At 67.6% G+C, this 19,973-nt stretch carries 17 protein-coding genes and 1 pseudogene; all 18 read left to right on the top strand.

Annotation, left to right across the window (positions count from 1 at the left end; all coding sequences use genetic code 11):
* The first annotated feature begins 105 nt into the window (after window positions 1-105).
* The 18 genes and pseudogenes from nuoD to rpmF all read left to right on the top strand — a co-directional run bounded on the left by nuoD (window position 106) and on the right by rpmF (window position 19,973).
* A complete protein-coding gene (nuoD, locus tag Strain318_RS07565; RefSeq protein ID WP_367887895.1) occupies window positions 106-1,305 on the top strand; it encodes an NADH dehydrogenase (quinone) subunit D in 1,200 nt (399 codons plus the stop codon).
* Entirely contained in the window at window positions 1,302-1,847 is a 546-nt protein-coding gene (locus Strain318_RS07560) for an NADH-quinone oxidoreductase subunit NuoE family protein (protein WP_367885100.1), read from the top strand. The genes nuoD and Strain318_RS07560 overlap by 4 nt, the downstream gene beginning before the upstream one ends.
* A 37-nt stretch (window positions 1,848-1,884) precedes the next feature.
* Entirely contained in the window at window positions 1,885-3,201 is a 1,317-nt protein-coding gene (gene nuoF / locus Strain318_RS07555) for an NADH-quinone oxidoreductase subunit NuoF (protein ID WP_367885099.1), read from the top strand.
* Window positions 3,198-4,757 (top strand): NADH-quinone oxidoreductase subunit G, encoded by a 1,560-nt coding sequence (locus Strain318_RS07550; protein WP_367885098.1) that lies wholly within the window; start codon window positions 3,198-3,200, stop codon window positions 4,755-4,757. The genes nuoF and Strain318_RS07550 overlap by 4 nt, the downstream gene beginning before the upstream one ends.
* Window positions 4,757-5,788, top strand: a pseudogene (gene nuoH / locus Strain318_RS07545) (NADH-quinone oxidoreductase subunit NuoH); the annotation flags it as partial. The gene Strain318_RS07550 and the pseudogene nuoH, both read left to right, overlap by 1 nt.
* 244 nt (window positions 5,789-6,032) lie before the next feature.
* On the top strand, window positions 6,033-6,509 hold the full coding sequence (locus tag Strain318_RS07540) for a NuoI/complex I 23 kDa subunit family protein (RefSeq protein ID WP_367887894.1): 477 nt from the start codon (window positions 6,033-6,035) through the stop codon (window positions 6,507-6,509).
* Between the two features lie 3 nt (window positions 6,510-6,512).
* Complete coding sequence (locus tag Strain318_RS07535) at window positions 6,513-7,058, top strand: NADH-quinone oxidoreductase subunit J family protein (protein WP_367885097.1); 546 nt, start codon at window positions 6,513-6,515, stop codon at window positions 7,056-7,058.
* Between the two features lie 3 nt (window positions 7,059-7,061).
* Window positions 7,062-7,355 carry an NADH-quinone oxidoreductase subunit NuoK gene (gene nuoK / locus Strain318_RS07530; protein WP_367887940.1) on the top strand — a complete coding sequence of 98 codons (294 nt, stop codon included), beginning with the start codon at window positions 7,062-7,064 and terminating at the stop codon, window positions 7,353-7,355.
* Window positions 7,355-9,544: an NADH-quinone oxidoreductase subunit L gene (nuoL, locus tag Strain318_RS07525; RefSeq protein WP_367885095.1), complete on the top strand. Its 2,190-nt coding sequence runs from the start codon at window positions 7,355-7,357 to the stop codon at window positions 9,542-9,544. Before nuoK ends, nuoL begins: the two co-directional genes overlap by 1 nt.
* Window positions 9,545-9,551: 7 nt before the next feature.
* The gene (locus Strain318_RS07520; RefSeq protein ID WP_367885094.1) at window positions 9,552-11,126 is read left to right on the top strand and encodes a complex I subunit 4 family protein; all 1,575 of its coding nucleotides are present in this window, start codon (window positions 9,552-9,554) and stop codon (window positions 11,124-11,126) included.
* On the top strand, window positions 11,123-12,649 hold the full coding sequence (locus Strain318_RS07515) for an NADH-quinone oxidoreductase subunit N (RefSeq protein WP_367885093.1): 1,527 nt from the start codon (window positions 11,123-11,125) through the stop codon (window positions 12,647-12,649). The genes Strain318_RS07520 and Strain318_RS07515 overlap by 4 nt, the downstream gene beginning before the upstream one ends.
* Window positions 12,646-14,025, top strand: coding sequence for a phosphomannomutase/phosphoglucomutase (locus Strain318_RS07510; RefSeq protein ID WP_367885092.1), 1,380 nt, complete (start codon window positions 12,646-12,648; stop codon window positions 14,023-14,025). The genes Strain318_RS07515 and Strain318_RS07510 overlap by 4 nt, the downstream gene beginning before the upstream one ends.
* A 7-nt stretch (window positions 14,026-14,032) precedes the next feature.
* A complete protein-coding gene (locus Strain318_RS07505; RefSeq protein ID WP_367885091.1) occupies window positions 14,033-16,480 on the top strand; it encodes a UPF0182 family protein in 2,448 nt (815 codons plus the stop codon).
* 86 nt (window positions 16,481-16,566) lie between these two features.
* A complete protein-coding gene (gene sucC, locus Strain318_RS07500) occupies window positions 16,567-17,706 on the top strand; it encodes an ADP-forming succinate--CoA ligase subunit beta (RefSeq protein WP_367885090.1) in 1,140 nt (379 codons plus the stop codon).
* A 1-nt stretch (window position 17,707) separates the two neighbouring features.
* Entirely contained in the window at window positions 17,708-18,580 is an 873-nt protein-coding gene (gene sucD / locus Strain318_RS07495; protein ID WP_367885089.1) for a succinate--CoA ligase subunit alpha, read from the top strand.
* Between the two features lie 141 nt (window positions 18,581-18,721).
* Window positions 18,722-19,141, top strand: a complete 420-nt coding sequence (ndk, locus tag Strain318_RS07490) for a nucleoside-diphosphate kinase (RefSeq protein ID WP_367885088.1) — start codon at window positions 18,722-18,724, stop codon at window positions 19,139-19,141.
* A 132-nt stretch (window positions 19,142-19,273) separates the two neighbouring features.
* A complete protein-coding gene (locus Strain318_RS07485) occupies window positions 19,274-19,747 on the top strand; it encodes a YceD family protein (protein WP_367885087.1) in 474 nt (157 codons plus the stop codon).
* A 43-nt stretch (window positions 19,748-19,790) separates the two neighbouring features.
* Complete coding sequence (gene rpmF, locus Strain318_RS07480) at window positions 19,791-19,973, top strand: 50S ribosomal protein L32 (protein ID WP_367885086.1); 183 nt, start codon at window positions 19,791-19,793, stop codon at window positions 19,971-19,973.

Raw genomic sequence — 19,973 nt, 5'->3', positions numbered from 1 at the left:
ATGCCAACGATGACTGACAAGCGCACCATCGAGGTCGCGCTCTCGACCACCGGCCTCGGGCCCGACGGCAAGCCGCAGCGCATCCCGCTCGGCGCCGAGGGCTTGATGAGCCCGCATGCGCCCGCCGAGCCGGAGTTCGAAGGCGAGCACATGCTGATCAACATCGGCCCGCAGCACCCGGCCACGCACGGCGTGTTGCGCCTCGTGCTCGAGCTCGACGGTGAGACCGTCGTGCGCTGCATCCCGCACGTGGGCTACCTGCACTGCGGCTTCGAGAAGATCGGCGAGTACCGCCAGTACAACCAGATCATCCCGTGGACGGACCGCGAGGACTATCTCAACTCGCTGGGCAACAACATTGCCTATGCGTTGGGCGCCGAGCGGCTGTTCGGGATCGAGATCACCGAGCGCTGCAAGGTGCTCCGCGTGATTGGCATGGAGCTCTCGCGCATCATCTCGCACCTGGTGTGGCTGGGCACGACCTGCATCGACATCGGCGCGTTCACGCCCTTCCTGTGGAGCTTCCAGGAGCGCGAGAACGTGTACAACCTGCTCGAGCGCTGGACGGGTGCCCGCCTGACGACGAGCGGGGCGCGCGTGGGCGGCATGATCGCCGACGTGCCGGAAGGCTGGACCGACCAGCTGCGGCACTTCATCGACACCTTCCCGAAGACGCTGGATCAGGTTGAGCGCATGCTCAACAAGAACGCGATCTGGGTCGGTCGTACGGTGGGCTTGGGCGTGATGACGCCGCAGGAGGCGCTCAACTACGGCCTCACGGGTCCGATGCTGCGCGCGAGCGGCGTGGCGTACGATGTGCGCAAGGATTTCCCGTATCTCGATTACGAGACCTACGACTTCGACGTCCCGGTCGGCACGAACGGCGACGTGTATGACCGCTTCCTCGTGCGGCAGGAAGAGCTGCGCCAGTCGGTGCGCATCCTCGACCAGGCGCTGAAGCGCTTGCCCGACGGGCCGGTGAACGTGGATGACCCGCGCATCATCCTGCCGCCGAAGTCCAAGGCGACGAGCGAGATGGAATCGATGATCCATCACTTCAAGCTGGTGATGGAAGGCCCGCGGCCGCCGATCGGCGAGGTGTACGTGCCGATCGAGAGCCCCAAGGGTGAGAAGGGCTACTACTTCGTGTCCGACGGCACGGCCAAGCCGGCGCGCTGGCGCATCCGCCCGCCCAGCTTCGTGAACCTGTCGGCGATCCCGAAGATGGTGGAGGGCCACCTGCTCTCCGACGTCATCGCGATCAACGCCTCCATCGACATCGTGATGGGAGAGATCGACCGGTGAGCCACGGACCTTCGGCGCCTAGCGCCGCCCCCCACGGTCAGAGCCACGACCACGAGCCGTACCAGCCGGTCTTCACGCCGGGCTCCGCGCGCAAGCAGGAGCTCGACGACCTGAAGACCCGCTATCCCGACAAGCGCGCCTGCTTGCTGCCGGGTCTCTGGATGATCCAGCAGGACCGCGGGTGGATCTCCGAAGACGCGATGCGCGAGATCGGCGAGCAGCTCGGCGTCACGGCCGCCTACGTGAAGGGCGTCGTGACCTTCTACACCATGTACCACCAGCATCCGGTGGGGCAGCACTTCATCCAGGTCTGCACGACGTCGCCCTGCCTCTGCGCCGGTGCCGACAAGGTCGTGGAGGCCTTCCTCGAGCACACGGGCTGCAAGGAGCTCGGCCTCACGAGCCCTGACGGCAAGTACACGGTGATCGAGGTCGAGTGCCTCGGCGCCTGCGGTTTCGCCACGCCGGTGCAGATCAACGAGGACTACGTCGAGAACGTGACGCCCGAGAAGGTGCCCGAGATTCTGCGAGGCCTGCAGTGACCTTCAATCTCACGTCTTACATCTCAGGTCTGCAGTAATGGGATACCCGCATAAGTCGCATCCGCGCGAGACGCCGGTGCTCTCCAAGCACTTCGGCAATCCTGAGGCGCGCAAGCTCGAGACCTGGAAGTCACTCGGCGGCTACAAGGCGCTGCAGCAGGCCCTCACGATGGATCCGGTGGCGATCCAGAACGTCGTGAAGGAGTCCGGCCTGCGCGGTCGTGGTGGCGCCGGCTTCCCGACCGGCCTCAAGTGGTCGTTCATGAAGCTGAACGACGGCAAGCCGCACTACCTCGCCTGCAACGCCGACGAATCCGAGCCGGGCACGTTCAAGGACCGCGAGATCATGCGCTGGACGCCGCATGCGCTCATCGAGGGCTGCGCCATCGGCGCGTATGCCATCGGCGCGGAGACGGCCTACATCTACGTGCGCGGTGAGTTCACGGAGCCCATCGCGCGCCTCGAGGAGGCGCTGAAGGAAGCGCGCGCCGCCGGCATCATCGGCAACAACGCGATGGGCAGCGGCAAGAAGATCGATGTGTGGGTGCATCGCGGCGCCGGCGCGTACATCTGCGGCGAAGAAACCGCCCTGATGAACTCGCTCGAGGGCAAGCGTGGCAATCCGCGCATCAAGCCGCCGTTCCCGGCGGTGAGCGGGCTGTTCGGCCAGCCGACGACGATCAACAACGTCGAGACGCTGACCGCCGTACCGCACATCCTCAACAACGGCGCCGAGTGGTACAAGGCGATGTGCCTGTCGTCGCCGAAGAGCACGGGCAGCAAGCTCTTCTCGGTCTGCGGCAACGTGGCCAAGCCGGGCAACTACGAAGTCGTGATGGGCTTCTCCTTCAAGGAGTTCCTGTACGACCTCTGCGGCGGACCGCTGCCGGGCCGCAAGTTCAAGGCGCTGATCCCGGGCGGTTCGTCCGTGCCGGTGATCACGATCGACGAAGCCGAATCCGTGAAGATGGACTACGAGGGCTTCCTCGAAGTCGGCACCATGCTCGGCTCCGGCGGCGTGATCATCTTCGACGACGCGCAGTCCATGCCGCGCCAGCTCGCACGCCTCTCGCGCTTCTATGCGCATGAGAGCTGCGCCCAGTGCACGCAGTGCCGCGAAGGCACCGCGTGGATGACCAAGATCCTCGAGCGTATCGTCGCCGGTCAGGGCACGTTCGAGGACCTCGATACCATTTTCGACTTGGCCGAGAACATGACGGGCAAGACGATCTGCGTGCTGTCGGACTCCTGCGCGGCGCCGGTGACCTCCGGCATCAACAAGTTCCGCGGCGAGTTCGAGGCGCTGATCAAGGGCAAGCGCTCGTCCACGGTGGCGATGGGGGCGGGCGTATGAGCCAGCAGGTCAATCTCACGATCGAAGGCCGGCAGGTGTCGGTGCCCGCGGGCACCAGCATTCTCGAGGCGGCCAAGCAGGCGGGCGTGCTCGTCCCGCACTACTGCTACCACCCGGGGCTCCCCGTGGCCGGCGTCTGCCGCATGTGCCTCGTGGAAGTCGAGAAGATGCCGAAGCTGGCGCCGTCCTGTGCGACGGCGGTGGCCGAAGGGCAGGTGGTGCACGTCTACTCCGAGAAGGCGCTCGAGGCCCGCAAGGGCGTGCTCGAGCTGCTGCTCATCAACCATCCGCTCGACTGCCCGATCTGCGACCAGGCCGGCGAGTGCGAGCTGCAGGACTACACCTTCCAGGAAGGGCGCGCCGACTCGCGCTACCGCGAGCCCAAGCGCTTCAACCCGGTCGAGGACTTCGGCGGCGACGTCCTCTACGTCACCAACCGCTGCATCCTCTGCACGCGCTGCGTCCGCTTCATGGACGACGTGCATCAGGCGCCGGTGCTCAACGTCTCCGAGCGCGACGATCGCGCGACCATCGGCAAGGCGGGCGACGCCGACCTCACGCAGCCGTGGGCGGCGAACGTCATCGATCTCTGCCCGGTCGGCGCCCTCGTCTCCAAGGACTTCCTGAACAAGGCGCGCGCCTGGGAGCTCGATCGCACGGCCTCGGTGTGCACCGGCTGCACGCAGGGCTGCAACACGATCCTCGAGACGCGCGACAACGTCGTCGTGCGCCAGAAGCCGCGCTCCAACGACCAGGTCAACCAGTTCTACCTCTGCGACCAGGGCCGGCTCGACTATCGCTGGATGAATCGCCCCGACCGCAACGAGGCGCCGAAGATCCAGCTGGCCGGCGTGCTCTCGCCGGTCGATTGGGAGATCGCCTACAACGAGGCGTCCAAGCTCCTCAGCGGTAAGCGGGCGTTCGTGCTCGCGAGCCCGAAGCTCTCGAACGAGGCGCTGTTCCTGCTCAAGCAGCTGATTGCCAAGACGGGCGGGCAGGGGAGCTTCCGCTGCGAAACGGGCCCCGAGGCGCCGCTGCCGGGCGTGGCGGACCTCTCGCTGCGCGCCGATCGCGCCCCGAACGTGGTGGGCGCCGAGCTGCTCGGCTTCGTGCGCAACGATGCCGACCCGCTCGCCGGCCTCAAGGACGGTGACGTGCTCGTGCTCGCGGACGAGGAACTCACGGGTCTCGACCTCGGCAAGGTGTCGCGCGCCAGCGCGATCATCGTCGTCGGCACGACGCTGCCGCACGGCGTCGTGACGCCGCACGTGGTGCTGCCCATCGCGAACGTGGCCGAGGAGGAAGGCACGTTCACGAACCTGCGCGGCCGCGTGCAGCGCTTCCTGCAGGCCAAGGCGGCGCCGGGATTGGCCCGGCCGAGCTGGTTCGCCCTGGCCGACCTCAACAACGCCATCGGCGTGAAGAGCGACTATTTCCTGCCCAGCGCGGTGTTCGCGGCGCTCGCGCAGAGCGAGCGCGCGTTCGCGGGGCTGAGCTATGAGACGCTCGGTCTCTACGGTGCCTCCGTGAGCGACGCGAAGGCGGGGGCCGCGTAATGGATCAGACGCAACTCGAGCTGGGCTTCTGGCCCTTCGTGATCTTCACGGTCATCAAGATGCTGGCCATCTTCACGCTCTACATGGTCGGCGTGGCCTACACGACGCTGGCCGAGCGGAAGATCTCGGGCTGGATCCAGGACCGGCACGGCCCCAACCGCGTGGGCCCCTGGGGCTTGTTCCAGGTGCTGGCTGACGGCGTGAAGAACATCATGAAGGAAGAGTCGATGCCCGGCGGCGTGAACAAGCCGCTGTTCATCCTCGCGCCGGCCATCGCGTTCATCCCGGCGCTCATCGCCTGGGCGGTGATTCCCTTTGCCGCACCCATGCCGACGGCCTGGGGCCGCGTGGACATGGTCGTCGCCGACCTGCCGATCGGCTTCCTGTATACGATCGGCATCGCCTCGCTCGGCGTCTACGGCATCGTGATCGCCGGCTGGAGCTCGAACAACAAGTACGCCCTGCTCGGCGGCCTCCGCGCCTCGGCGCAGATGGTCAGCTATGAGATCACGATGGGCATGGCGCTGCTCTGCGTGCTGCTCGTGAGCGGCAACGTGTCGCTGACGGAGATCATTGCGCAGCAGCAGGGCTCGACCTGGAACGCGATCATCCTCTCGGTCGCGGGCTTCCTGTTCCTCGTGTCGGCGTTCGCCGAGACGAACCGCGTGCCCTTCGACATGCCGGAAGCGGAATCGGAGCTCATCGCCGGCTACCACAGCGAATACAGCGCGATGAAGTTCTCGATGTTCCCCATCTCCGAGTACGCGAACATGGTCACGACGAGCGCGATGTTCGTGACGCTGTTCCTCGGCGGCTGGGACATCCCGTTTACGGACTGGGATTCGACCGGTCCGTACAGCGTGGCCAAGGCGGCCGCGACCTTCGGCATGTTCGCGTTCAAGACGATCTTCTTCGTCTTCTTCTACATCTGGGTGCGCTGGACGCTCCCGCGCTTCCGCTACGACCAGTTGATGTCGCTGGGCTGGCAGGTGATGCTGCCGATCGCGCTGGTGTACCTGGTGCTCATCTCGGGCGCGATCGTGGTGATGGACATGGCCGGACTCGGCCGCGGCGCGACCTTCGGGTACGCCATGGGCGGGCTCAACCTGGTCTGCGTGCTGCTGCTCTTCCTGGTGCTCGACCGCGGCCGCTTGGTGAGCCCGGCGTCGACGCGCCTGAGCCCCGAGGAAATCGAACGCCTGCGCGGCCGCGCCCCGATGCGCGCGACGCTGGCCCCCGAGGAGATCCGCTGATATGGCGATCAACGTGAAGGTCATGGAGCGGCCGGTCGGCGAGGTGAGCTACGTGCGCGCCACGCTGTCGGGCCTTGGGCTCACACTCAAGCATCTCGTGAACCCGCATAAGGTCACGGTGCAGTATCCCGACGAGCGCTGGGACATTTCCCCGCGCTGGCGCGGCACGCACCGCATGCTCACCACCGAGGACGGCAAGGCGAAGTGCGTGGCCTGCGGCCTCTGCCCGACGGTGTGCCCGGCCAACTGCATCAAGCTCGTGCCCGGCGAGGACGAGGCGGGGAACCGCTACCCGCTGGTGTTCGAGATCGATGAGTTCCGCTGCATCTTCTGCGGCTACTGCCAGGAAGTCTGCCCGGAAGAGGCGATCCACATGGGCCGCCACTACGAGAACGCCGAGTACTCGCGCGACAAGTTCGTGTACGACCTCGAGCGCCTCACGGCCCAGACGCACCCGGTGAGCGAGCTGTGGGACCCCGCCGACCCGCGGGGGGAGTGACGGATGAACAACGAGTTCTTCCCGCTCTTCTTCTCGTTCCACTTCTATCTCTTCGCGGTGATCGCGCTGGTCTCGGCGATCCTGTTCGTGACGCGCAAGAGCCCGGTGGCGGCCGCGCTGTGGTTGGTGAACGTGATGTTCTGCCTGGCGGCGCTCTATGTGATGCTGGATGCGCAGTTCATCGGCGCCATCCAGATCTTGGTGTACGCCGGCGCCATCATGGTCGTGTTCCTGTTCGTCGTCATGCTGCTCAACCTCGGCAAGCCCGAGGACGTGAGCGACATCCGCGGCAACCTGCCGCGCGTGACGGCGGGCTTCGTCGGCGCGGCGCTGCTGGCCGAGGTGATGGTGCTGGCGCGGGCCAAGTGGAGCGCGCAGCTCACGCTGCCGGTGGCGAGCGGCGAGGCGATGCGCAACGAGCCGGGCGGCATCATCGCCCCGATCGCCGAGGTGCTGCTCAGGGACCAACTGCTGGCCTTCGAGCTGGCCTCGATCCTGCTGCTCGTGGCGATCGTCGGCGCGGTCACCCTCGGCCGCAAGAGGAGCTGACCCATGCTGGCTGAATCCCTCGCGCTCTCCGCGGCGCTCTTCGCCATCGGCGTGATCGGCGTGCTCACGCGCCGCAACGCGATCATCCTCTTCATGTGCATCGAGCTGATGCTCAACGCCGTGAATCTCTCGCTGGTGGCGCTGAGCAAGGTGTACGGCGCGTCCGGCGAGGTCTTCGTGCTCTTCGTCATCACGGTGGCCGCCGCCGAAGCGGCCGTCGGGCTCGCGATCGTGATCTCGATCTTCCGTCACCGCCAGTCGGTGAACCTCGATGACATCAACCTGCTGAAAGGCTGATGATCCAGACTCCTCCCCCCGAGATGGGCCATCCGCTGGCCGACACGGTCGCGCGCTTCGCGTGGCTGCTGCCGGTGCTGCCGCTGCTCGGCTTCGCGCTCAACGGGTTCCTCTCGTTGAAGCACGCCGCGCACGCGGGTCCCGCGGACCCGACGGCCGCCTCTGAACATGCGCACGGCGACCACGGCCATGCGGCGCATGGCCACGATGACCACGGGCACGACGACCATCACGCGGCGCGCCATCCTGCGGCCAAGCTGGTCTCGCTGATCGGCCCCGGCGTCCTACTGCTGAGCTTCGGCCTCGCCGTCGCGATCTTCGGCGCCATGCGCGCCGCGCACATCGAGGATCCCTACATCCTCACGCTGTTCCAGTGGATGCCCACCGGCGATCTCAGCATCGACGTGGCCTTCCAGCTCGACCAGCTTTCGATGGTCATGGTGCTGATCATCACGGGCATCGGCTCGCTGATCCACCTGTTCTCCGTCGGCTACATGCAGGACGACCCGGGGTATCCGCGCTACTTCGCGTACCTCAACCTGTTCGTCTTCTTCATGCTCCTGCTGGTGCTCGGCTCGAGCTACCCGCTGATGTTCGTGGGCTGGGAAGGCGTGGGACTCTGCTCGTACCTGCTCATCGGCTTCTGGTTCTCGGAGAAGGCCAACGCCGACGCCGGCAAGAAGGCCTTCATCGTGAACCGCATCGGCGACTTCGGCATGCTGGTCGCGATGTTCCTGATGTTCGCGAACTTCGGCACCCTGAGCTTCACGGGCCTCGAGGGCGCGCTGGGCGACGTCGAGGTCGGGGCGCTGGTGCCGACGGCGATCGCGCTGTTCCTGTTCCTCGGCGCCACGGGCAAGTCGGCGCAGATCCCGCTGTACGTGTGGCTGCCGGACGCCATGGCGGGCCCGACGCCGGTCTCGGCGCTCATCCACGCCGCCACGATGGTGACGGCGGGTGTGTACCTGATCGCCCGCTCGGGCCTGCTCTTCGCGCTGGCGCCCACGGCGCAGCTCACGGTGGCCCTGGTCGGTGCGCTCACGGCCGTGTTCGCCGCGACGATCGGCCTCAAGCAGTGGGACATCAAGAAGGTGCTCGCGTACTCCACCGTCTCGCAGCTCGGCTACATGTTCGTCGGCGTTGGCGTGGGCGCGTACACGGCAGGCGTGTTCCACCTGATGACGCACGCCTTCTTCAAGGCGCTGCTGTTCCTTGGCTCGGGCTCCGTGATCTACGCCATGCACCAGGCGTACCACGCGACGCACAAGCACGAGGACGCGCAGGACATGCGCAACATGGGCGGCCTCAAGGCGCACATGCCCGTGACGTTCTACCTGATGTGGATCGCGACGCTGGCGATCGCCGGCATCCCGTTCTTCTCGGGCTTCTTCTCCAAGGACGAGATCCTCGCGAGCGTGTTCGCGCGCACGCATGGCTCGACGCTGGCCGAGGGCGCGCTGCTGGGCGTGCCGGGCAGCGTGGTGCTGTACGTGGTCTACGCGCTGGGCCTCGCGGCCGCGCTGATGACGGCGATCTACATGACGCGCATGATGCTGTACACCTTCCATGGACCGAACCGCACGGGCGACGCCGAGCGGCCGCACCTGAAGGAAGCGCCGTGGATCATGACCGGGCCGCTGGTGGTGCTCGGCGTCCTGTCTCTGGCGGGCGGCTGGTTCAACATCCCGCCGATCCTCGGGTTCCTCGGCGCCGACGGCGTGCTGCATCACTGGTTGGAGCCGGTCACCGGCGCCGCCGAGCTGATGGTCACGCACGGCGAGGCCGCGCATCTCTCGCACAGCACCGAGTATGTGCTGATCGGCACGGCCATCGCGATCGCCGTCGCCGGCATCGCCTTCGCCTTCGCGAAGCTGAAGCCGGAGGCGCTCAAGCCGGCCAAGGAGTCGCCGGCGGAGCAGGGGCTGGCCAAGACGCTGTACAACAAGTGGTACGTGGACGAGGGCTACGACAAGGCCATCGTCCAGCCGACGGTCGCGGTGTCGCGCACGGTGCTCTGGAAGGGCATCGACGTGGGCCTGATCGACGGACTTCTCGTGAATGGCAGCGCCGTCTTCACCAAGGCCTTGGCCTGGGCGGGCGCGCAGCTGCACACCGGGCGCGTCGGGACCTACGCCTGGATCTTCGTGCTTGGCGCGGTGATGGTGCTCGGCGCCTTCACCTTCTTCTGATCCGACCGTGACCGCGTTCCTCGACTCCATCGGCTATAACGGCTGGATCCTGCCGGTCCTGCTCGGGCTTCCCGTGCTGGGCGCGCTCGTGCTCTTCGGCCGCGCGCTCTCCGGCACCGGCGACGCGCAGGCCCGCATGGCCGCCGACCGCCAGCTGGCCCTCGGCATCTTCGTGCTCGAAGCGCTGCTCTCCCTCGGCCTCTGGTGGTCGGTGGATCCGGCGGCGCTGGCCTGGCAGGCCGAAGTGCAGCTGCCGTGGATCCCGCAGTGGGGCGTCAGCTTCCACGTGGGCCTCGACGGCATCGCCCTGATGCTGGTGCTGCTGACGACCATCATCATGCCGCTCGCCGTCCTGGGCGGCTGGACGAGCATCCGCGAGAAGACGGGCTGGTACTACGGCCTGCTGCTGCTGCTCACCACCGGCATGATCGGCGTGTTCGTCTCGCTGGACCTCGTGCTGTTCTACGTGATGTGGGAAGTGATGCTCGTGCCGATGTACCTGATCATCGGCGTGTGGGGCGGCCAGCGCCGGCTCTACGCGAGCCTCAAGTTCTTCCTCTACACGATGCTCGGCTCGCTGCTCATGCTCGTGGCCGTGATCTGGCTGGGCATCGCCGCGGCGCAGGGCAGCGTGCCGAACTTCAGCTACGACGCCATCCTTGCGCTGTCGCGCACGAGCGAGTGGAGCGGTTCGCTCTGGCTCTTCGGCGCCTTCGCGATCGCCTTCGCCGTGAAGGTGCCGATGTGGCCGTTCCACACCTGGCTGCCCGATGCGCACGTCGAGGCCCCGACGGCGGGCTCGGTGATCCTGGCGGCCATCATGCTCAAGATGGGCACGTTCGGCTTCGTGCGGTTCGCGCTGCCGCTGTTCCCCGAGGCGGCCATGCATCCGGGCGTGCGTTCGCTGATGCTCGCCCTCGCGGTGATCGGCATCGTCTACGGCGCGCTGGTCGCCTTGGTCCAGCCGGACTTCAAGAAGCTGGTCGCGTACTCGTCGGTCTCGCACCTCGGCTTCGTGATGCTGGGCATCTTCGCCGCCACGGTGGAGTCGATGCAGGGCGCGCTGGTCGTCACCATCAGCCACGGCCTGTCGACGGGCGCGCTGTTCCTGCTCATCGGCATGATCTACGAGCGGCGCCACACGCGCCTCGTCGACGACTTCGGCGGCATCGCCAAGGTGATGCCGGTGTTCGCCGTGTTCCTCACGATCGTGGCGCTCTCGAGCATCGGCGTGCCGGGGACCAACGGCTTCATCGGCGAGTTCCTCGTGCTCATCGGCTCGTTCAAGACGGCGCCGTTCCATGCGGTGATCGCCGCGACGAGCGTCATCTTCGCCGCCGCGTACCTCCTCTGGGCGGTGCAGCGCATCATCTACAATCCGCTCGTGAAGCCTGAGAACCAGGCGCTCAAGGGCATGGACCTCAACTGGCGCGAGATCGGCCTGCTGGTGCCGCTCGTGGCCGGCATCCTCTGGATCGGCGTGTATCCCAAGCCCGTGCTCGAGAAGACCGAAGCCGCCGCCGCGCGCCTGGTGCGCATGGTGGAGCCGGCGCAGGTGACTGCCGCGGAGGCCGCACGATGACCTACGATCTTGCGTTCCCGATGCAGCTGGCCACGGCGTTGCTGCCCGACATCCTGCTGCTCACCGGCGCCACGATCCTCATGCTGGTGGCCGCGTGGAAGCCGGAATCGCTTGCCCATCAGCGTACGGTGGGCGTCGGCTCCTTGGTCGTGTTGGCCGTGACCCTCGCCGCGACCATCAAGTACGCGCTTGCCGGTGCGTCGGCGGCCCCGGGCGTCATTGCCGCGGATTCGCTGCGCTGGACGGTCGACATCGTCGTGCTGCTCGCCGCCATGGGCACGGTGGCGCTGGCCATCGAGTACAACGAGCGCCACGGCATCGCCCACGGCGAGATGCACGTGCTCGTGCTCTTCGCGACCGCCGGCATGATGGTCCTCGCCGCCGCGCGCGACTTGATGACGTTCTTCATCGGCCTCGAGATCATGTCGGTGGCCGTGTACGTGCTCGCCGGCATGAATCGGCGCTCGGGCAAGGCCGCGGAGGCCTCGCTGAAGTATTTCCTGCTCGGCGCCTTCGCCACGGGCTTCCTGCTGTACGGCATGGCGCTCATCTACGGTGCGACCGGCCAGACGCAACTCACCGAGATTTCGCGCATCGTGCTGCGGTACACGCTGGGTGACCACCCGATGCTGCTGGTCGGCGTGGGCCTGCTCTCCATCGGCCTGTTCTTCAAGGTCGCGGCGGTGCCGTTCCACACCTGGGCGCCCGACGTGTACGAAGGCGCCCCGACGCCGATCACGGCCTTCATGGCCGCCGCGGTCAAGGCGGCGGTATTCGCCGGCTTCGCGCGCATCTGGTACGAGTCGCTGTACCTCGTGAAGGTGTGGCCGACCGTCTTTGCATGGGTGGCGATCGCGAGCATGATCGTCGGTAACGTGATGGCCCTGCGCCAACAGAGCGTGAAGCGCATGCTCGCGTACTCGAGCGTGGCGCACACGGGCTACCTCCTCGTCACGCTCCTCGCGCTCTCCAGCGCGGGGTCGGCGGCCCTCGTGTTCTACCTGTTTGCCTACACGCTGGCCACGTTCGGCGCCTTCGCCGTCGTGACCATCCTGCAGGACGGGAGCGAGCGCGCCGTCACGACGGCGGACTTCGCCGGCTTGTGGCAGACGCGGCCGGTGTTGGCGGTCGGCATGACCGTGTACCTGCTCTCGCTGCTCGGCTTCCCGGTCTTCGGCGGCCTGGGCTTCTTCGCCAAGTGGTACCTCCTTGGCGCCGCCCTCGCGTCGAACGTCGGCTTGCAGGTCGTCGTGGTCATCTTGGTCCTCACCTCGCTGGTGTCCGCCGGCTATTACCTGCAGATTGTCCGCGCGATGTTCATGCAGGAGCGCGGCGAGCAGGCGCTGGCGCCCCAGTCGGCTGGCGTCCTCACGCGCGTGGTGCTGGCCGGGGCTGCCGCGGCCATCCTCGCCCTCGGTATCTTCCCCGGTCCGGTCGCCAAGTGGGCGACGGGTAACGCCGGGGTCAAGCCGCTGGAGGCGGATGTGCTGTCCGACGTGAACGCGCAGGGGCAGCCGCGGTGATCGCGGCGGGGATCTTTCGACAGTACGACATCCGCGGCATCGTCGGCCACGACCTCACGGTCGAGGCCGCGCTGGCCATCGGGCGCGCCTACGCCGTGCTGCTGCACGAGCGTGGCATCAGCGGGGCGGTCGCCGTGGGGCGGGACAACCGCCCCAGCGGCTCCGCCCTGCGGGATGCCTTGGTGCGGGGGCTGACGGAGAGCGGCCTCGACGTCATCGACGTGGGCGTCGTGCCGACGCCGCTGCTCTATTGGTCCTTGCATCACCTCCCGGTGGTCGCGGGCATCCAGATCACCGGGTCGCATAACCCGCCCGAGTACAACGGCTTCAAGTGCTGCGTCGGCACGGGCTCGCTGCATGGCGCCGGCATCCAGCGCCTGCGCGAGATCATCGAGGCCGGCACGTTCCGCAGCGGTACGGGCGGTGTCCGCAGCGAGGAGATCGTCGACCGCTATGTCGCCGACATCGCGCAGAAGATCGGCCCGCTGCCGTCCACCATGAAGGTCGTCGTGGACTGCGGCAACGGCGTGGGCGCGGTCGTGGCGCCGAAGCTCTTCGCCGCACTCGGGCTCACGCCCACCTGGCTGTTCGCCGAGAGCGACGGCACGTTCCCGAACCACCATCCCGATCCGACGGTCGTCGAGAACCTGCAGGACCTGATCCGCAGCGTGCGCGAGACCGGCAGCGAGATCGGCATCGGCTTCGACGGCGACGCCGACCGCATCGGCATCGTGGACGGCGACGGCACGATCATCTGGGGCGACTACCTGCTGCTGTTGTACGCCCGCGACGTGCTCGCGCGCACCGGGGCGGGGCAGCCGATCATCTTCGACGTGAAGTGCTCGCAGGCGCTGCCCGACGGCATCCGCAAGGCGGGCGGCGAGCCGGTGATGTGGAAGACCGGCCACTCGCTGATCAAGGACAAGATGAAGGCGCTCAAGGCGCCGATTGCCGGCGAGATGTCGGGCCACATGTTCTTCACCGAAGGCTTCTACGGCCACGACGACGCGCTCTACGCGGCGGCCCGCGTGCTGCGCATCGTGGCCGATGCCAAGCGATCGGTGAAGGCACTGCTCTCGGACGTGCCGCGCTTCGTCTCCACGCCAGAGCTCCGCGTGGACTGCCCCGACGACCGCAAGGAAGCGATCGTCGCCGAGGCGCTGGCGCACTTCCGCGCCAAGTACGACGTCAGCGACGTCGATGGCGTGCGCATCCTGTTCGGCGACGGCTGGGGCCTGATCCGCAGCTCGAACACGCAGCCCATCCTCGTGCTGCGCTTCGAGGCGTCGAGCGAGGCGCGGTTGGCTGCGTTGCGCGCGGAGGTCGAGGGCTGGCTGGCCTCGCGCGGCGTGCGCGTCGGGGCCTCGGCGCACTGAGCTGACCATGCGCGGACGGCGCGGACTCTACGGATTCCTCGCCGCAGGCGCGCTGGCCCTCCTGGCCGGCCGCTGGTTGGCCGGCCAGTATGCGGACTGGGCGCTGCATCAGTCCTTGGGCTTCGACGATCTGTGGCGCACGAAGGCCAGCACCCTGGTCGTGCTGCGGGCCGGCGCGTTCACGATTGCCGTCGCGTACGCCTTCGCGCACTTCGTCGCCGTGAGGCAGTCGATCGTCTCGCTCGTGCTGCCGTCGCGCCTTGGCGGACTCGAGATTCCTGAAGAGATCCCGGCCGGCCGCCTGACCTGGCTGGCCTTCGTGCTGGCCGTGCTCGTCGCCTTGGGCTTCGCCGCACTCCCGCAGGATTGGACGCAGGCGGCACTCGCCTGGGATGGCGTGCGCTTCGGCGAAGTCGATCCGTACCTCCAGCGCGACCTCGGGTTCTATGTCGCGTGGTTGCCGTGGGAACGTGCGCTGCAGACGCGCGCCATGTTGCTCACGCTCGTGCTCGGTGCGCTGGTCACGACGCTGTACGCCCTGACGCCGAGCCTGCGGTGGACGGCGAACGGCCTGTACGTGTCGACCTGGGTGCGTCGTCATCTCGCCGTGCTGGCCGGCACGCTGGTCGCCCTCATCGGCTGGGGCTGGCGCATCGATCGCTTCGAACGGATGACGCCCGGGAGCGGGGTCTGGCTGGACGCGACCACGGAGGCGGTGTTCAGCGCCTTCGACCATCGCATCGCGCTGCCGTACCGCGCGCTGGCGGCGTTCGCGACGCTGCCCATCGCGACGGTGCTCGTCTACGCGGGGTGGCGCGGATACGTGCGGACGGCGTTGGTAATGCTCAGCACGCTGGTGCTGATCGGCCCGGTCGCCAGCGCGCTGCTGCCCGTGATCGCCAAGCGGCCGCTGGCACCGTACTCGGCGCAGGGACGCGCGGCGGCGCGCCCGTATCGCAACACGGCGGCGCTCTACACGCGGCGCGCCTTCGGCGTCGATGCCATCGCCCGTGACAGCGTGGCGGTGGTGCCCGCCGACCAATTGAGCCGCCGCGTGAGTGCGTGGGATCCCGCCGCGCTCGTCGAGCTCGCCGAGGGTGGCCGGCGGCGCGACACGACGGTCACGCTCGGGTGGGCGTCCACCGCGACCGGGCTTGAGGCCATCGCCGTGCACCGCAGCCGCGACGTCGAGGCCGATGCGTGGGGTACGCATCGCTTCGTTGCGGCCGGCGCCGATGACAGCGGTCGTCCCTTCTACGCGCCGTCGCTGGGCGATGGTCGCCTCCCGGCCGTCCTGGTGCATCCGGACGCCAAGGGCTCGCGCCTCGTCCCGGACCGCCGCGGTGATGTCGCCGCGTCCGCATTCGAGACGACCACGCAGCGGATCGCGCTGGCCTGGGCCGAGCAGGATCCGCGCCTGCTGCTGCGTGAACTGCCGTCGCCGCGCCCGCGGCTCATGACCGCGCGCGACGTGCGGTCGCGCATCGGACGTCTGCTGCCGTTCTTGACGCTTGGTCCGACGATCACCCCGCATGTGCGCGGCGATTCCCTGTACTGGTTCGTCGAAGGCTTCATCACGGCGCGGCGCTACCCATTGAGCGAGGCGGTGCTGCTCGACGGGAGACCGTACCACTACATCCAACATGCGGCCACGGTGGTGGTACAGGCCCAGACTGGGCAGCTGACCGTCATCCCGACGGACACGCCCGAGGCGATCATGCGTGCCTGGCAGGGCATGGCCAGCGGGACGTTCACGCCGCTCGCGGCGGCCCCGGAGTGGATCCGCCGCGAGCGACCGCCGGCGGTCGATTGGATGACGGTGCAGGGCAGCGGGCTCGCGCACGTGGGGTTCCCCGCGGACTCGTTCGGCATCCGGCGGCTCGCCCGCCCGGACGATGCGGACGCTGACGTCTCGGCTGGCGGCCCGACACTCTTCGCCTACGACTCCGCGGGGACCTTGGGCTGGGCGCTCCCTGTCGACTTGCCGTTTGCCGGACGCACGCTCGGCATCCTCGTGGCGCGTGGCGGCGCGCAGCGCCGGACGGAGTATCTCGCCTACGAGACGGCCCGCTGGACGACGATCCTCGAGTCGCTGCAGAATGCCGCAGACCAAGCGGGCTTCGGTCGCTCGTTGCCGGATGCACGTCGCGGACGCGTGCAGGCGATTCCCACGGCCGGTGGCCCGGTGTGGGTGCAGAGCTACTACGAATGGCCCCAGGACGGCGAACCCCGACTCGCTGGCGTCGTGGTCAGTCAAGGCGGCAAGGTGATGGCCGCGCGGACGCTGGCCGAGGCCTTCGGAGAGCGCCGCTCTGCGGAGAGCCCCGTGGGCGACGCCTTCCGCGAGCGCGTCGCGCGGCTCTACGACGCCATGCAGGCCGCCCAGCACTCCGGTGATTGGCGGGCCTACGGCGAGGCCTGGACGGCGCTCGGCCGCCTGCTGCAGCGCCCCTGATTCTCCTGCGGGCAGCGGTGCCATTGGCGCGGCCTTCCGGCTATTTTTAGGGGCTTCCCCCCACTCGAATCCAACACGGAGACCGTGTGAATATCCACGAGTACCAAGCGAAGGAAATCCTCCGCGGCTATGGCGTACCGATCCCGCCCGGCGAGATCGCGACGACGCCCGCCGAGGCTGAGGCGATCGCCACCAAGTACGGCACGGCCGTCATGGTGAAGGCGCAGGTGCACGCCGGCGGCCGCGGCAAGGCTGGCGGCGTGAAGTTCTGCAAGACGCCCGCCGACGCGAAGGAGAAGGCGACGGCCATCCTCGGCATGAAGATCAAGGACCTCACGGTCGAGAAGGTGCTCGTCACGATCGCCGCTGACATCGGCAGCGAAGCGTACGTCGGCATCATCGTCGACCGCGCGACCAAGAAGCCGGTGTTCATGGTGTCCGCCGCCGGCGGCATCGACATCGAAGAGGTCGCCGCGAAGACGCCGGAGAAGATCCTCTACGTGCCGGTGGACGTGCGCTACGGCCTGCCGACCTATGACGCGATGCGCATGGGCTTTTTCCTCTACGAGGACGTGAAGCTCGCCCGCGCCGCCGCGAAGATCATGCAGCAGCTCTACGCCGCGTTCATGGCCGCCGGCTGCTCGCTGGCCGAGATCAATCCGTTGGTCGTCACGCCGACGGGCGAGCTGATCGCCGTCGACGGCAAGATGGTCATCGACGACAACGAACTCGACCGCAAGCCGGAGATCGCCGCGCTGCGCGACGAGTCGAGCGAAGAGCCGTCCGAGGTGGACGCGCGCAATGCGAACCTCACGTTCATCAAGCTCGACGGCAACGTCGGCTGCGTGGTGAACGGCGCCGGCCTCGCGATGGCGACGATGGACCTGGTGAAGTACTACGGCGGTGAGCCGGCGAACTTCCTCGACATCGGCGGCTCGTCGAATCCCGAGAAGGTCGTCAATGCGCTGCGCATCATCACGGCCGACCCGAACGTGAAGGCCATCCTGTTCAACATCTTCGGCGGCATCACGCGCACCGACGACGTGGCCAACGGCATCGTGACGGCCACGAAGGCGAATCCGCTGAAGGTGCCGATCGTCATCCGCCTCACGGGCACCAACGAAGAGATCGCCATGAAGATCCTCACGGAGAACGGATTCTCCGCCTCCAGCGACATGGACACGGCCGTGAAGAGCGCGGTCGAGCTGGCCAAGGGAGGCAAGTAAGATGAGCGTCTTCATCGACAAGAACACCAAGCTCGTCATCCAGGGCATCACGGGCCGCGACGGCTCGTTCCATGCCAAGCAGATGATGGAATACGGCACGCAGGTCGTCGCCGGTGTGACGCCAGGCAAGGGCGGCCAGAAGTTCGAGGGCACGGTGCCGATCTTCAACACCGTGGCTGACGCCGTGAAGGCGACTGGTGCCAACACCAGCGTGATCTACGTGCCGCCGCCGTTCGCGGCCGACGCGATCATGGAAGCGGCCGCCTCGGGCGTCTCGCTCGTGGTCTGCATCACGGAAGGCGTGCCGGTGCTCGACATGACGAAGGTCTATCCCTTCGTGAAGGAGCGCGGCGTCCGCCTCATCGGCCCCAACTGCCCGGGCCTCATCACGCCGGGCGAGTCCAAGGTCGGCATCATCCCGGGCCGCATCTGCACGCCGGGCCCGGTGGGCGTGGTCTCGCGCTCGGGCACGCTGACGTATGAAGTCGTGTACCAGCTCACCCGCGCCGGCATCGGCCAGACCACCTGCGTCGGCATCGGGGGCGACCCGATCAACGGCACGAACTTCATCGACTGCCTCGAGGCCTTCGAGAAGGATCCGAAGACCAAGGCCATCGCGATGATGGGCGAGATCGGCGGCACCGACGAGCAGGAAGCGGCGGAGTTCGTGAAGAAGCACATGAAGAAGCCGGTGGTGGGCTTCATCGCCGGCCAGACGGCCCCGCCGGGCCGCCGCATGGGTCACGCGGGCGCGATCATCTCGGGCTCGGCCGGCACGGCCGCCGAGAAGATCGAGGCCTTCAAGGCCGCCGGCATGGGCGTCGCCGCGCGTCCGATCGACTTCGTCGAGCTGATCAAGGCGCGTCTGAAGTAGGGTGAACAACCTTGCCACAGAGGCACAGAGACACAGAGGGCTGCGACGTAATCCTCGGTCGCGTCGCGCAATCCTCCGTGCCGCTGTGCCTCCGTGGCAAATCAGTGGCAGTTCCTAACCTCTTGCACATCTGAGCCATCAATGGCCCTCAACTACACGTTCTCCATCATCAAGCCGGACGCCTTCAACACGGGCAAGGCCGGCAAGATCATCGCCCACCTCGAGTCCCAGGGCTTCACGCTCAAGGCTGCCCGCGTGGTGCATATGTCCAAGAAGCAGGCCGAGGAGTTCTACGCGGTGCACCGCGGCCGCCCGTTCTTCGGCGAGCTCGTCGACTTCATGAGCTCGGCCCCCTGCATGCCGTTCGTCCTCGTGAAGGACAACGCTGTGCACGCGCTGCGTGACGCCATCGGCGCCACGGACCCGGCGGAGGCCGCGGCGGGCACCGTGCGCAAGCTCTATGCAGAGTCCAAGGGCAAGAACGCGATCCACGCCTCGGACTCCGACGAGAATGCGGTGCGGGAGAGCCGCTTCTTCTTTGCCGAAGCGGACACCATCTAAGGTCCGGCGGGGCGAGACGGGAGCCTCAGGGGCGCAGCGAGTCCCGAGGCTCCCGTTGTCCGTTCAAGTCCTTTTCCCACGCCAAGTTACCCGCTTGACCTAGCCGTCGGCGGGCGATTAGTTTACTTGGCTATGCTTTCGTTCCCCATCCGCACCATTTCGCAGGGGGCCGTGCAGGTCGAAGGTGACCTCGCCGCCGACGATCCGGTGTGGATGGAGGGCGACGTCCGTCCGTTGGGTGCGGTCCGGGTCACCGGCCGTCTCAGCGGGGCGGGAGCGGGACGGTTCTATTTCTCCGGCGGGTTCCACGGAACCGCGGCTGGCGAATGCCGTCGCTGCCTGACGCCGGTGGAGTCGGTGGTGCAGAACGAAGCCCACCTGATCTTCGCCGACGCGGACGACGAGAACGCGGACGAACCCGATGTCTACCCGCTCGCTGAGGGCGGGATGGCGTTGGACCTCCGGCCCGCGATCCGCGAGCAGTGGTTGCTCGACGCCTCCGGCCTGCCGCTGTGCCGTCCCGACTGCAAGGGACTCTGCGCATCGTGCGGGGCGGACCTCAATGCTGGACCCTGCGCCTGCTCACCGGCAGTCACGCAGGGCTGATTCCCGAACTACCGTTTCACTCACTCCGTAGACCGAGACTCCGATGGCCGTCCCGAAGCGCCGTACCTCCAAGCGCAAGAAGCGCGCGCGCAACACCCACAAGGTGGCGCCGAAGATCAACATCCAGGCCTGCCCGAAGTGCGGCGCCATGAAGCGCCCGCACCATGTGTGCGAGGAGTGCGGGTTCTACGCGGGTGAACAGCGGGTTGCGGCGCGCGACGCCTAA

It is taken from the genome of Pseudogemmatithrix spongiicola (assembly GCF_030623445.1).
Classification (GTDB): Bacteria; Gemmatimonadota; Gemmatimonadetes; order Gemmatimonadales; family Gemmatimonadaceae; genus Pseudogemmatithrix; species Pseudogemmatithrix spongiicola.
The sequence above is the reverse complement of the archived record's forward strand: the minus strand, read 5'-3'. Positions and strand labels throughout refer to the sequence as shown.